Source organism: Streptomyces solicamelliae, assembly GCF_045348655.1.
Taxonomy (GTDB): domain Bacteria; phylum Actinomycetota; class Actinomycetes; order Streptomycetales; family Streptomycetaceae; genus Streptomyces; species Streptomyces solicamelliae.
Genome location: NZ_CP160404.1, coordinates 254,257 through 267,639, shown reverse-complemented (window position 1 = coordinate 267,639; position 13,383 = coordinate 254,257). Strand labels below are relative to the sequence as shown.

The 13,383-nt window shown below is 72.9% G+C and carries 11 protein-coding genes; 6 read left to right on the top strand and 5 right to left on the bottom strand.

Features of this window, described 5'->3' with window-relative positions; genetic code table 11:
- Window positions 1-354: 354 nt before the first annotated feature.
- The 3 genes from ABZO31_RS01335 to ABZO31_RS01325 all read left to right on the top strand — a co-directional run bounded on the left by ABZO31_RS01335 (window position 355) and on the right by ABZO31_RS01325 (window position 3,025).
- Entirely contained in the window at window positions 355-1,914 is a 1,560-nt protein-coding gene (locus ABZO31_RS01335) for a M4 family metallopeptidase (RefSeq protein ID WP_406865229.1), read from the top strand.
- Window positions 1,915-2,027: 113 nt separating this feature from the next.
- Window positions 2,028-2,462, top strand: coding sequence for a membrane protein insertion efficiency factor YidD (yidD, locus tag ABZO31_RS01330; protein WP_406858944.1), 435 nt, complete (start codon window positions 2,028-2,030; stop codon window positions 2,460-2,462).
- A gap of 74 nt (window positions 2,463-2,536) precedes the next feature.
- Window positions 2,537-3,025 carry an SRPBCC family protein gene (locus tag ABZO31_RS01325; protein ID WP_406858943.1) on the top strand — a complete coding sequence of 163 codons (489 nt, stop codon included), beginning with the start codon at window positions 2,537-2,539 and terminating at the stop codon, window positions 3,023-3,025.
- 18 nt (window positions 3,026-3,043) lie between these two features.
- Here ABZO31_RS01325 and ABZO31_RS01320 read toward each other — a convergent pair whose 3' ends face one another.
- A complete protein-coding gene (locus tag ABZO31_RS01320) occupies window positions 3,044-4,150 on the bottom strand; it encodes a hypothetical protein (RefSeq protein WP_406858942.1) in 1,107 nt (368 codons plus the stop codon).
- A 155-nt stretch (window positions 4,151-4,305) separates the two neighbouring features.
- On the opposite strand from ABZO31_RS01320, the gene ABZO31_RS01315 reads away from it, so the two are divergent.
- Both ABZO31_RS01315 and ABZO31_RS01310 read left to right on the top strand, forming a co-directional pair.
- Window positions 4,306-5,388, top strand: coding sequence for a dihydrodipicolinate reductase (locus ABZO31_RS01315; protein ID WP_406858941.1), 1,083 nt, complete (start codon window positions 4,306-4,308; stop codon window positions 5,386-5,388).
- Window positions 5,385-5,864 carry a carboxymuconolactone decarboxylase family protein gene (locus ABZO31_RS01310; protein WP_406858940.1) on the top strand — a complete coding sequence of 160 codons (480 nt, stop codon included), beginning with the start codon at window positions 5,385-5,387 and terminating at the stop codon, window positions 5,862-5,864. Before ABZO31_RS01315 ends, ABZO31_RS01310 begins: the two co-directional genes overlap by 4 nt.
- A gap of 7 nt (window positions 5,865-5,871) precedes the next feature.
- On the opposite strand, the gene ABZO31_RS01305 is transcribed toward ABZO31_RS01310, so the two are convergent.
- The 3 genes from ABZO31_RS01305 to ABZO31_RS01295 all read right to left on the bottom strand — a co-directional run bounded on the left by ABZO31_RS01305 (window position 5,872) and on the right by ABZO31_RS01295 (window position 12,540).
- Window positions 5,872-7,518: a GMC oxidoreductase gene (locus tag ABZO31_RS01305; protein WP_406858939.1), complete on the bottom strand. Its 1,647-nt coding sequence runs from the start codon at window positions 7,516-7,518 to the stop codon at window positions 5,872-5,874.
- A 139-nt stretch (window positions 7,519-7,657) separates the two neighbouring features.
- Window positions 7,658-10,414 carry a SpoIIE family protein phosphatase gene (locus ABZO31_RS01300; protein WP_406858938.1) on the bottom strand — a complete coding sequence of 919 codons (2,757 nt, stop codon included), beginning with the start codon at window positions 10,412-10,414 and terminating at the stop codon, window positions 7,658-7,660.
- Window positions 10,411-12,540, bottom strand: coding sequence for a SpoIIE family protein phosphatase (locus tag ABZO31_RS01295; protein ID WP_406865228.1), 2,130 nt, complete (start codon window positions 12,538-12,540; stop codon window positions 10,411-10,413). Before ABZO31_RS01295 ends, ABZO31_RS01300 begins: the two co-directional genes overlap by 4 nt.
- 206 nt (window positions 12,541-12,746) lie before the next feature.
- On the opposite strand from ABZO31_RS01295, the gene ABZO31_RS01290 reads away from it, so the two are divergent.
- Entirely contained in the window at window positions 12,747-13,130 is a 384-nt protein-coding gene (locus ABZO31_RS01290) for an STAS domain-containing protein (protein ID WP_406858937.1), read from the top strand.
- 78 nt (window positions 13,131-13,208) lie between these two features.
- On the opposite strand, the gene ABZO31_RS01285 is transcribed toward ABZO31_RS01290, so the two are convergent.
- Window positions 13,209-13,373, bottom strand: a complete 165-nt coding sequence (locus ABZO31_RS01285) for a DUF6126 family protein (RefSeq protein WP_406865227.1) — start codon at window positions 13,371-13,373, stop codon at window positions 13,209-13,211.
- Between the last annotated feature and the right edge of the window lie 10 nt (window positions 13,374-13,383).

The window sequence follows — 13,383 nt, the reverse complement described above, 5'->3', positions numbered from 1 at the left end:
TGAGCAATGTCTCCACCGGCTCCTGCCCTGACCCGGACTGCCGCCCGTGGGCTGGAACGTCTCCCGGCGTGGGGAGGGTGGTTCGGGTGTGGGCTGGTGAGGTTGCTTCGCAACTTGTCTGAACAAGCCGCATATCGGACGGGCTTGGCCGGGCAACGGACAAGTCATGGTCAAATTCTTGTTGCAGACCTGTCAATCGAGGTCGGGCGCTGGCACGCTCGCTGCCGCTGAACCATCCCCCACACCTTCAGCGAAGGAGCCCGCGTGACCCGCCAGCAGTCCTCGCCCCTCATCCCCACCACCCGGAAGCGTGCGCGAACCGCACGTGCCGCCGCGCTGATCGCCTCCGCCGCGATGGTCGCCGTCGGCGTCCAGAGCGGTTCCGCCAGCGCCGGAACCACCGGGGTCTCCGCCGCCGAGCGCGAGGCGGCGGCCACCGCCGTCGTCCTGACCGCCGCCGAGCGCACCGCCGCGATCGAGGGCGCGCAGTCCGGTGCCGCCGCCACCGCGCGCGCCATCGGCCTGTCCCAGCACGAGGCCCTCGTCGTCCGGGACGTCGTGAAGGACGCCGACGGCACCGTCCACACCCGCTACGAGCGCACCTACCAGGGCCTCCCGGTCCTCGGCGGCGACCTCGTCGTGCACCACAAGAAGAACGGCGTTCGGTCCACGACCAAGGCGACCACCGCGAAGATAGCCGTGGCCGGCACGGACGCCGCCGTCCCCGCCGCCTCCGCCAAGAAGTCCGCCGTCGCCGCGTCCGAGGCGAAGGGCGCCGCCGCGTCCTCCGCCCGCAAGGTGATCTGGGCCGCCACCGGCAAGCCCGTCCTCGCCTGGGAGACCGTCGTCACCGGCGTCCAGGCCGACGGCACCCCGAGCGAGCGGCACGTGATCACCGACGCCGCCTCCGGCAAGGAGCTGTACGCCTACGAGGCCATCGAGACCGGTTCCGGGACCAGCCAGTACAGCGGCACCGTCACCCTCGGCACCGCGCCCTCGTTCACGCTGACCGACACCGCCCGCGGCGGTCACAAGACGTACGACCTGAACGGCGGCAGCACCGGCACCGGCACCCTGTTCACCGACGCCGACGACGTCTGGGGCGACGGCACCCCCGGCAACCGTCAGACCGCCGCCGTCGACGCCCACTACGGCGCGGCCGTGACCTGGGACTTCTACAAGAACGAGCTCGGCCGCAACGGCATCCGCGGCGACGGCGCCGCCGCCTACTCCCGCGTCCACTACGGCAACGCGTACGTCAACGCCTTCTGGTCCGACCAGTGCTTCTGCATGACGTACGGAGACGGCGCGGGCAACGCCAAGCCGCTCACCTCGCTCGACGTGGCCGGCCACGAGATGACGCACGGTCTGACCGCCGCCACCGCCGGCCTGCGCTACAGCAGGGAGTCGGGCGGCCTCAACGAGGCCACCTCCGACATCCTCGGCACCTCGGTCGAGTTCTTCGCGAACAACTCCTCCGACGCCGGCGACTACCTCATCGGCGAGAAGATCGACATCCGCGGCAACGGCACCCCGCTGCGCTACATGGACAAGCCCAGCCGCGACGGCAGCTCCGCCGACTACTGGGACCGCAACGTCGGCCGTCTCGACGTCCACCACTCCTCCGGCGTGGCCAACCACTTCTTCTTCCTGCTCGCCGAGGGCAGCGGCGCGAGGACCGTCAACGGCGTCAGCTACGACTCCCCGACCGCGGACGGCTCCACCCTCACCGGCATCGGCCGGGTGAAGGCGTACAAGATCTGGTACAAGGCGCTCTCCACCTACATGACCAGCTCCACCGACTACGCGGGCGCCCGCACGGCGACCCTGAAGGCGGCGACCGACCTGTACGGCGCGAGCAGCGCCGAGTACACCGCGGTCGCGGCGGCCTGGAAGGCCGTCAACGTGAAGTAGCACGGCCGCTTCACCCCGACCGGCAGGGCCGCGCAAGAGCGAGCGCGGCCCTGCCTCGTACCCCGCACCGTCGCCGTCCGTATGATCGCGGCGGACGGGGAGGAGGCCGAGGGATGGCCGGTGACCAGGCGGAACGCAGGGCCGCGAAGCGGCGGAAGCGCAAGGAGAGCGGCGAGGAGGGGTGTTGTGCCGGCGCGCTCGACGGCTGTGCCGCCACCGGTCCCTGCTGCTCGGTCTTCGCGCTGACCGCGCTCTTCTCCGCACTGGTGCAGCGCGGGGGCCCGGCTCACCGGGCCGACCCCGCCGCTCCCCGGCCCGCCGGGCGGCTGGCCGGCGCGCTCTACGGCGCCGTGCACCACTACCGCACCGAGGTCAGCCCCGCGCGCCCGCCCTGTTGCCCCTACACACCGAGCTGTTCCACGTACGCGCTCCGGGCGCTGCACCGGCACGGCGCGCGGCGTGGTGCGCGGCTGATCGTCGGGCGGCTGCTGCGGTGCCGTCCCGGGGCGGCGCGGCGCCGGGGATTCCAGGATCCGGTACCGGACTAGGGGCTGCCCGAAGCGGCGCTCCGCCGGTAGCCTACCCGCCGGTAAGGTCGGTGCGGCGGAAGGGGAGCAGGGGCATGGAGCGGGTGCGGAGCCTGGAGGAGAGCACGGTCGTCGACGCGGCGCCGGAGGCCGTGTACCGGCTCGTGTCGGATCTGCGCAACATGGGCCGCTGGAGCCCCGAGTGCCGCAAGGTGCTCGTCTCGGCCCCGCCGGTCCGCAGCGGCACCCGGTTCGTCGGGCTCAACCGGCGCGGGCCGTTCCTCTGGTTCACCACCGGGCGGGTCACGCGGGCCAGCCAGGACCGTGAATTCACCTTCGACATCGGCGCGTTCGGACTGCCGATCGCCCGCTGGGGCTACCGCTTCGAGCCGGAGGGCACGGGCACCCGGGTCACCGAGTTCTGGCAGGACCTGCGCACCGGCGGCCGCACCGGCAGGATCGCGGACCGGCTCGGCGCGGTCTTCGCCGGGACGAACCCCGAGCGCCGGATCGCCGTCAACCGCGCCGGTATGCGGACGACTCTGGACCGGATCGCACGCGAGGCCGCGGCGGCCCGGAGCTGAGCCCCGGGCCGCGGACGGTCAGCGCGCCCCGGCCCCGGCCCCGGCTCCAGGGGAAGCCTTCCGCAGCGCGCTGATACAGGTCGTGATTGCCTCCTGCAGCGCCTCCAGGCGCTGCACCATGTCGTCCTCGTAGATGTCGTCGAGGTCCGCGGCGTCGTCGAGCGTCAGCTCCTCGAAGACCTTCGTGGCCTTCTGGAGGCTGCTGTAGAACTTCGTCTTCCGTTCCTGGACGCGGAGTTCGGGGTCGTCGTCGACCGTCTTCGCGACCAGGCCCTTCATCGTCTCGTACGCCTCGCCGGCCCACTCGCCGGCGTCCTCCGAGTCGTCGAGCTCGTCGATCAGGGAGAGGTGCCGCTCGGCCTCCGCGCGCAGTTCCGCGGGGGCGTCCACCTTCTGCCCTGCCGGCGTGCGGATCCGGCCGTTCTCGGCGATCTGGCGGACATAGCCGATCCGGTCCGCCGCCCGGCTCTCCTCCGCCACCGCCTTCTTCAGACCGTCCGTGCGGGCGATCGCTCGGGCCATCTCGGTCTGCAGCGCCGGATCCTCCTTCATCCGGTCGAGCAGCGCGGCCCGGGCCGCCTCGGCCGTGCCAGGGTCGGCGAGGATCGCGGCCCGCAGCGCGGTCGGGTTCTCCGCGACCTCCAGGGCCTTCGTCGGCCGGATGCCCTCGGCCTCCGCCGCGGCCGTGATCGCGTGCCCGCGCACCGAGCCCGCGCTGGAGCGCGAGGAGTAGTACGACAGCCACACGTCCGCGTCCGGCAGTGCGACGTCCCCGCCGGGCGTCAGCGCCTCGAAGTGCGGCACGAGCCCGTCGTCCGCGGCCAGGTCCCACGCCTTGTAGAAGCGCATCACCCGCTCCGCCGAGCAGCCCGCCAGCTCACCGAACGCCTTCGCCGAGACCTTGGCGGAGTCCGCCGCCGGCTGCCCGCCGGGGCGGACGCTGCGGGCCACCTTCAGCGCGAAGGTCCAGCCGCCGGTACGGGCGTACGCCCCGAAGTCCCGGGCGTCGCGCACGATCGCCTCGGGCACCTCCGCCTCGGACACCGGCCGCGCGCCGGGCTCCACCCACTCCTCGGACGGGGACGGGACCGCGGCGGTCTCGGACGGCTCGACTGCGACACTCACCGATGACTCTCCGGAAGGTTCAGGGAAACGAATCTGCCCGGACACCCTATACGCACCCAATCCACCCAAAGATCCACTTCGTGCCGCGCGCGTCCCGTCCGAATTATCCGCGCACGCCTCTGGGAACCTCGTCTCCCCGCCGCTATCTTCCGCGCATGATTTCCACGGTGGTGTGGGGTACGGGCAACGTCGGCCGCGCGGCGATCCGCGCCGTCGCCGCCCATCCGGCGCTCCGGCTGGACGCCGTCCTGGTGCACAGCCGCGCCAAGGTCGGCCGCGACGCGGCCGAACTCGCCGGTCTCGACGGGAAGCTGGGCGTCGAGGCCACCGACGACGTGACCGCCGTCCTGGGCGCGAAGCCCCGGGCCGTGGTCTACGCGGCCTCCGGTGATCTGCGCCCCGACGAGGCCCTGGCCGACGTCGTGGCGGCCGTCCGGGCCGGCGCGGTGGTCGTGACGCCCGCGCTGTACCCGCTGTACGACCCGCGCAGCGCCCCGGCCGAGTGGCGCGAGCCCGTCGAGGCGGCCGTCGCGGAGGGCGGCGGCTCGCTGTTCGTCTCGGGCGTCGACCCCGGCTGGGGCAACGACGTGCTGCCGCTGCTCGTGAGCGGGCTCGGCACGACCGTCGACGTCGTCCGCTGCCAGGAGATCTTCGACTACTCCACGTACGAGCAGGAGCAGTCCGTCCGCGACCTCATCGGCATGGGCCATCCCCTGGAGTACGAGCCGCCGATGCTGCTGCCCGGCGTGCCGACCATGGTCTGGGGCGGCCAGCTCCGGCTGATGGCCCGCGCGCTCGGCGTCGAACTGGACGAGATCCGCGAGACCCTGCTGCGCCGCCCCCTGGACACGGCCGTGACGACCCGCACCATGGGCGTCTTCGAGGCCGGCACCCAGGGCGCGGTCCGCTTCGAGGTGCAGGGGGTCGTCGCGGGCGAGCCCCGCCTCGTCATCGAGCACATCACCCGCATCCACCCCTCCTGCGCCCCCGACTGGCCCGCCCCGCCCAACGGCGACGGGGCGCACCGTGTGATCGTCGAGGGCCGGCCGCGCATCGAGGTGACCGTCGAGGCCGTCGACGAGGACGCGAACCGCTCCGCCGGCGGCAACGCCACCGCCGTCGGCCGCCTCGTCGGCGCGCTCGACTGGCTCGCCGCCGCCCCGCCCGGGCTCTACGACGCCCTGGACGTCCCGCTCCGCCCCGCCGTCGGCAAACTGGGAAGGAAGCCGCAGCCATGATGATCGACATCCCCGAGGGCCAGGACCCGATCCTGTACGTGTGGGGCGAGATGGTGCCCGGCATCGGCCCGGCCGCCGCCGCGTTCTCGCTCTCCGTCTACGAGCACACCACCCTGGGGCTGCGCGAGTTCGAGGCCGCCCGGCTGCGGATCGCCCAGCTCAACGGCTGCGCGTTCTGCCTGGACTGGCGCACCGAGCGGGACGGGGAGAAGGTCGAGGAGGAGTTCGCCGACGCGGTGAGCGCCTGGCGCACCACCGACGCCTTCGACACGCGGACCCGGCTGGCCGCCGAGTACGCCGAGCGGTACGCGCTCGACCACCACGGGCTCGACGAGGAGTTCTGGTCCCGCATGACCGGGCAGTACAGCCAGACCGAGATCGTGGAGCTCACCATGAGCATCGGTTCCTGGCTGGCGTTCGGCCGGCTCAACCGCGTCCTCGGCCTCGACATCGTGTGCGTACTGCCCGGGCATTGACGGCCGATCACAGATCGGCGGCGATGATGTGCTCGATGTTCCGTTCCGCGAGGGCCGTGATGGTGACGAACGGGTTGACGCTGGCGTTGCCGGGGATCAGCGCGCCGTCGATCACGTACAGGCCCGGATGGCCGTGCAGCCGCCCGTAGTTGTCGGTGGCCCGGTTCAGCACCGCGCCGCCGAGCGGGTGGTACGTCAGGTGGTCGCCCCAGATCTTGTACGCGCCGAACAGGTCGGTGCGGTAGATCGTCCCCTCCTTCGAGTTGATCCGGTCGAAGATGCTCTTCGCCATGTCGATCGACGGCTGTTTCCACGCCGTCTGCCAGTCCAGTTCGACGCGGCCGGCGGCCGCGTTCCAGGCGAACTGGGCGCGGTGCGGGTTCTTCGTGATCGACAGGTAGAACGAGGCGTACGTCTCGATGCCCGTCGGCAGCGGCGCGACCTCGGCGAACGCGCCGCCGGCGGCCCAGTTGTCGATGCCCGCGGTGGGCATGGACGACTGGAGCTTGCCGGTCGGGTCCCACATGTGGTTGGCGCGGCCGCACATGACGTTGCCGTTGTCGCCCCAGCCCTTGCCGATCTCGTCGTTGAGGCCGGGCAGCGCGCCGGTGGCCCTCAGCCGGGTCAGCAGCTTGCTGGTGCCGACGCTGCCCGCCGCGAAGAAGACCCGGTCCGCGGTCACCGTCTTGGTCGCCGTGACGGCCCCGCCGGTGTCGAGCTGGTCGATCATCACGGTGTAGCCGCCGCCGGCCGCCGGGGTGACCGTGGTGACCTTGTGCAGCGGTGAGATCGTGACCCGGCCGGTGGCACGGGCCTGGGCCAGATAGGTCTTCTGCAGCGTCTTCTTGCCGTGGTTGTTGCCGTACAGCACCTCGCCCTCGAGCGCGGAGCGCGGCACCGCCCCGGCCGCCTCCTGCTTCATGTACTCCCAGTCGTACACATTGGGCACGAAGACGAACGGGAACCCGGAGCGCTGGGCGTGCTTGCGGCCCACCCGGGCGTACTGGTAGCAGGCCGTGCTCTCCCACCAGGCCGGGTCGACCGCGGTGACGCCGAGACCGGCGTTGGCGCGGGGGTAGTAGACCGCGTACATCTCGTCGGCGTTCACCGACGGCAGGATCGCCGGGAAGTTCTCCCGCTTGGGCGTGACCGCCATGCCGCCGTTGACGAGCGAGCCGCCGCCGACGCCGCGGCCCTGGTAGACGGTGATGCCGGCGAACTCCTCGGCGTCCAGGATCCCGGTGTAGCAGGGGATGTCCTTGTCGAGGGGATAGCCGAGGAACTGGCTGAGGGGCTGTTTGGTCCGGGTGCGCAGCCAGAAGGAGCGGTGGTCGGGGCGGGTGGTGTTGGCGAAGATCTTGCCGTCCGCGCCGGGGGTGTCCCAGGCCATGCCCATCTCGACCATGTGCACGTCGACGCCCGCCCGCGCCATCCGCAGCGCCGCGACCGAACCGCCGTAGCCGGTGCCGATCACCAGGACCGGGATCCGGGCGCCGGACGGGAGTGCGGGGGCCGCGGCCGGGGCGGCCTGTGCGGCCGTGGAAAGAAGCGGACCGGCCAGTGCCGCCGCGCCGAGAAGAGAACCTGTTCCTGTGATGATTCTTCGCCGTGAGACGCCTTGTGGGCGCCCGTCGTGCAAGGTGGAGTCACTCATGTGACCTTCCTCACGCTCGACAGAATGGGAGCCTGTTCTACTGGCGCGAGCATGCGAAGTCACGACAAACCGACCGGTAACTTATGGCGGAATCCTGGCTGTCGTCACCGAATCGATCTCTGGTAACGGGCGTGGGGCGTCACCAGGCCAGGCGCTCCAGCGCGTCGAGGTCCGGCACCGGCGCCTCCGCGTCGGCGTTCCCGCCGCCGGTCTCCATCTCCGCCCAGATCACCTTGCCCCGCTCGGTGTACCGCGTGCCCCAGCGCTCGGCGAGCTGCGCCACCAGGAACAGGCCGCGGCCGCCCTCGTCGGTCGTCGCCGCGTACCGCAGGTGCGGGGAGGTGCTGGAGCTGTCCGACACCTCGCAGATCAGCCCGCGGTCGCGCAGCAGCCGCACCCGGATCGGCTCCCCTCCGTACCGGATCGCGTTCGTGACCAGCTCGCTCAGGATCAGCTCCGTGGTGAACACGATGTCGTCGAGCCCCCAGGCGGCCAGCTGCGCCGACGCCGCCTGCCGGATCTGCCCCACGGCCGCCGGATCCGCCGGCACGTCCCACTGCGCGATCCGCCCGGCCTCCAGCAGCCGCGCCTCCGCGACCAGTAGCGCGATGTCGTCGCTGGGCGCCGGCAGCAGCAGCGCCGCCAGCACGTCCGCACAGGTCTGCTCGGGCGTACGGCCCGGCCGGGCCAGCGCGTCCCGCAGCAGCCGCAGCCCCGTGTCGAAGTCCCGGCCCCGGTCCTCCAGGAGCCCGTCCGTGAACAGCACCAGCCGGCTCGCCTCCGGCAGGGTCAGCTCCACCGACTCGTACAGCACCCCGCCCACGCCCAGGCCCAGCGGCAGCCCCGCCGGGATCTCCGGGAACTCCACCCGGCCGTCCGGATGGACCAGCGCAGGCCCCGGATGGCCGGCGCTGGCCAGCGTGCAGCGCCCGTTCGTCGGGTCGTACACCGCGTACAGACACGTCGCGCCGGTGATGCGGGCACGGATCTCGGCCCGGTCCGGCCCGCTCTCCTCGTCCGTCACGCCGGACGCGTGGTCGATGCGGTCGATCCGGTCGATCAGCTCGTCGAGATGGCCGAGCAGCTCGTCCGGCGGCAGGTCCAGCGTCGAGAAGTTCAGCACCGCCGTGCGCAGCCGGCCCATCGTCGCCGCCGCGTGCACGCCGTGCCCCACCACGTCGCCGACCACCAGCGCCACCCGCGCGCCCGGCAGCGGGATCACGTCGAACCAGTCGCCGCCCACCCCCGCCTCCGCCGGCAGATACCGGGAGGAGACCGACACCGCGGTCTGCTCCGGCAGCGCCCGCGGCAGCAGACTGCGCTGCAGCGCCACGGCCATGGTGTGCTCGCGGGTGAACCGGCGGGCGTTGTCGATCGACACCGCCGCCCGCGCCGCCAGCTCCTCCGCGAACGACAGGTCCTCGTCGTCGAACGGCTCCGGCGCGTCCGCCCGCCAGAAGTTCGCCATGCCCAGGACCACACCGCGGGCCTGCAGCGGGGCGGTGATCAGCGAGTGCAGCCCGTACGACAGCGCCTGCGCCGCGCCCTCCGGATCCTGGGCGCGCCAGCCGTCCGCCGTCGTCAGATCCGCCACCAGGATCGCGCGCAGATTGTCCAGGGCCACCGCCATCGGTGTCGTCGACACCACGAACCGGATCACGTCCCCGACCGGCTGCAGCGGCGTCTCCCCCCGGACCCCGGACAGCGCCGCCCGCCGCATCTCCGTGTACGCGCCCGACGGCTCCTCGCCGCGCAGCACCGGCTCCAGGAGCTCCACGGTGACGAAGTCCGCGAACCGCGGCACCGCCACGTCCGCCAGCTCCTCCGCCGTCCGCACCACGTCCAGGGTGGTGCCGATCCGCACACCGGCGTCGTACAGCAGATGCAGCCGCCGCCCGGTCTCCTCCGCCCGCCCGGACACCGACGCCAGCTCCGTCGAGTCCCGCAGCGTCATCACCGTGCCGGTGTGCCTGCCGCCCAGGCCCTCGGTCGGGCGCACGTTCACCGCCAGCAGCCGGTCGCCCGACAGGTGCACCTCGTCCGTCGCCTCCCGCCCGGACGCGAGCAGCGCCGCCGTACGCGGCTCCAGCCCCAGCTCCGTGACATGCCGGCCCTCCGCCTCGGCCGTCAGGCCGAGCAGCCGGCGCGCCTCGTCGTTGGCGAGCATCAGCCGGCGGTCCGGACCGATGATCATGACGCCCTCGCGCACGGCGTGCAGGACCGCCTCGTGGTGCTCGTTGATCCGCGACAGCTCGTCGGGCCCCAGCCCGCGGGTCTGCCGCCGCAGTCTTCGGCTCATCAGGAAGGCGCCGCCGATGGCGAGCATCAGCGTCGCCACCCCGGCGCTGACGATCACCGGCAGCTGGCCCTCCACCACGTCCGAGATGTTCTCCAGCTCGATGCCCGTGCTGACCAGCCCGATCACCACACCGTGGGTGTCCCGGACCGGGACGATCGCCCGCACCCCGTCCGCCGGGGCGCCCGTGTACAGCTCGGTGAACGACTCGCCGCCCGCCGCGCGCTGTATGTCGCCGGCGGCGCGCCGGCCGATCAGCTCGGGCCGGGCGTCGGTGTAGCGGACGCCGTCCGGCGTCATCACCGTGATGAAGTCCAGGCCGGACGCCTTCCGGGCAGCCTCCGCCAGCGGCTGCAGCACCGCCGTCGGGCTCGGCGACTCCAGCGCCGCCTCGATGCCGGGCGCGTGCGCCAGCGTCTCCGCGGCGGCCAGGGAGCGGTTGCGGGCGTCGCGCTCGCTGTCGTACCGCGCCTGCAGCACCAGAGCCACCACCGCCGCCGCGCTCAGCAGCACGACGATCACCGCGGTCAGGACGAACACCTGACCGGCGACGCTGCCCAGGAGCCGGGGGCCCTTCGGCCGCTCGCTCCGCATGATCATGCGGCCCCACCTCCGGGCGTCCGGCTCCGCGCGATCAGCAGCGCCACGTCGTCCGGGTCCTCCGGGCGGCGCATCGCCTGCAGCAGCCGGTCACAGGTCGCCTCCAGCGGGCGGCGGCCCTCGTCGAGCAGCGCCACCAGCGCGGCAAGGCGCTCGTCGAGCGGATCGTTCCGGGTCTCCACCAGCCCGTCCGTGTACAGCACCAGCTCGTCCCCCGGGGCGAACGGCACCCGCGTGGTCTCGAACTCCACCCCGCCGACACCCAGCGGCGCCCCCGTCGGCAGCTCCACCAGCGCCGCCGGGCCGCCCGTCTCGGGCACCAGCACCGGCGGCAGATGACCGGCGTTGGCCATCACGCACTCGGCCACCCGCGGGTCGTAGACCGCGTACAGGCAGGTGGCGATGTAGTGCTCCAGCTCCTGCATGATCCGGTCCAGATGCCGCAGCACCTCCGCAGGATCCAGGTCCAGATCCGCGAACGCACGGGTCGCGGTGCGCAGCCGGCCCATGGTCGCGGCCGCGTCGATGCCACTGCCCATGACGTCGCCCACCACGAGCGCCGTCTTGTCGCCGGACAGCCGGATCACGTCGTACCAGTCGCCGCCGACCTCGCTGGACGCGTGCGCCGGCACGTAACGGGCGGCCACCTCCACCCCGGCGGCGCTCGGCGGACGGCCGGGCAGCAGACTGCGCTGCAGCGTCACCGCGGAGTTGCGCACGCTCTGGTACCAGCGGGCGTTGTCGATGCTGACCGCCGCCCGCGCCGCCAGCTCCCCGGCCAGCAGCACGTCGTCCTCGTCGAAGGGCAGCGGATTCACGGTCCGCTTCAGGTCGAGCGCCCCGAGGACCTCGCCGCGCGCGATCAGCGGCACCGCGAGATACGAGTGCACCCCCGCGTCCCGCAGCAGCTCCGCGGCCTCCGGGCTGCGGGCGATCCGCGTCAGGTCGGCCGGCTCCACGTGCGACACCAGCACCGGACGCCCGGTGCGCGCGCACCGGGTGACCAGGCGGTCCGCGCTGTACATGGCGGGGCTGCCGACCGGGTCGGCGGCCTCCAGCGCCTTGGGGCTGCTGTCGCCCTTCACGGCCAGCGCCCGGAACAGCTCGGGACCGCCGTGCGGCGTGCCGCTGCGGCGGCGGGACAGCACATGGTCCAGAACGTCCACCGCCGCCACGTCGGCCAGCTCCGGCACCGTCACGTCGGCCAGCTCCCGCGCGGTGCGCTCCACCTCCAGCGTGGTGCCCACCCGTACGGAGGCGTCCGCGATCAGCGCGAGGCGCCGCCGGCTCCGCTCCGCCTCCAGGGACGCCAGGTGCCGCTCGGTCACATCGGCCACCGAGCCCGCCACACCGAGCACCCGCCCCTGGGCGTCGTCGAGCCGGTAGAACGACACCGACCAGGTCCGGTCCTCGTCCGGGTACGCCGGCGTCCGGCCGATCGTGTACTGCTCCAGGACCGGCACCCCGGTCCTGAGGACCTCCCGCAGCAGTCCCTCCAGCGCCTCGGCGTCCACGTCCGGCAGCACCTCGCCGACCCGGCGGCCGATGTGCTCCTCGACCGAAACCCCGTTCATCCGGGCCAGAGCCGGATTGACCAGCACGTACCGCAGATCGGTGTCCAGCATCGCCATGCCCGTCAGCGACTGGGCGACCAGCTTGTCGGACAGCGCGAGATCCGTCTCGACCCGGGTGACGGTGGAGTGGTCGACGGCGATGCCCAGTGCGTACAGATCCCCGAGGTCGTCCTGGAGCCGCATGTTGCGGAACTCCACCAGGATCTCCCCGCCGCTCTTGTGCCGTATCGGGAACGCCCCGGCCCAGCTCTCCCCGCTGCTCAGGACCCGGGCGAACAGCTGGACCACCTTCTCCAGGTGTTCCGGCCCCACCAGCAGCCGGGCGGCGTACTGGCCCAGCGCCTCGGCCGCGTCGTACCCGAACAGCTCCTCGGCCTGCGGACTCCAGAAGACGATCCGCCCCTCCACGTCCAGGACCACGGCCGCGACCCCGAGCACGTCGAGCAGCCCCCGCGGCTCCGCGGGCGCACCGGGCTGTTCCTGCGGCGCACCCGACTGATCCGGCTGCTGCCCCGACGGCGCATCCGCCTGTTCCTGCGCCTCCGACGGCACACCCGGCCGCCCCTCCTCCTCCGCCGCCCGGAAGGACTCGGCCGTCACCCGTCACTCCCTCCGCCCGCCGACGCGTCTGCTACCTCCATGCTGCGCCCCTTCCGGGCCCGCGCGCAGCACGGCGTGGGCCGTGCGCTCGTCGAGCACGGCGCGGGGGACCGTGGTCGAGTGGATCCCGAGCGCTCTCGGCGGACGGAGGCGGAACGATGACGCTCGAATGGCGCTACACCACCCACACCGGGCTCGGGGTGCTCTCCCTGGCCGGGCACCTGGGCGCGGAGGCGGTGCCGCAGTTCACCGGGGCGGTGGGCTGGGCGCTGGCCCGGGGGAGGGGGCCGGTGATCCTGGACCTCACCGGGCTGCGGGGCTGGTCGGCGGGCGGTCAGCTCGCGGTCGCCGACGCAGCGCGACGGCTCGCCGACGCGGGCCGGTCCCTGGAGCTCGCGGCCATGCCGCCGGACGGCTCCCTGGTGCCGGACGGCTCGGGCCCGCCGATGAAGGTCCACGCCGACCTGGGCACCGCCCTGGCCGCGCACCGGGACTGCGGCGAGGAGCAGCGGGAGTGGCGGAGCGACGACTGGCCCGAATGAGGGTGACGCGCTCCTGCTTCCGCAGCAGTTTCTCCTTCGTGCAGTTCTGCCTCCGTGCGGTTCTGCGCCCGTGCGTTCCTACTTCTGGGCGTTCTGCCCCACGTAGAACAGCAGCCACACGAAGCCCGCGAAGGCGTGCGTGGCGAAGACGTACACGAAGACGCGCAGCATCACGCCGCGCTCCTTCCAGCGCTCCACGTCGTTCCCCTTCGCGGACGTCCGCGCGGGTTCCTGCTCGGTCATGCTGTCGTCC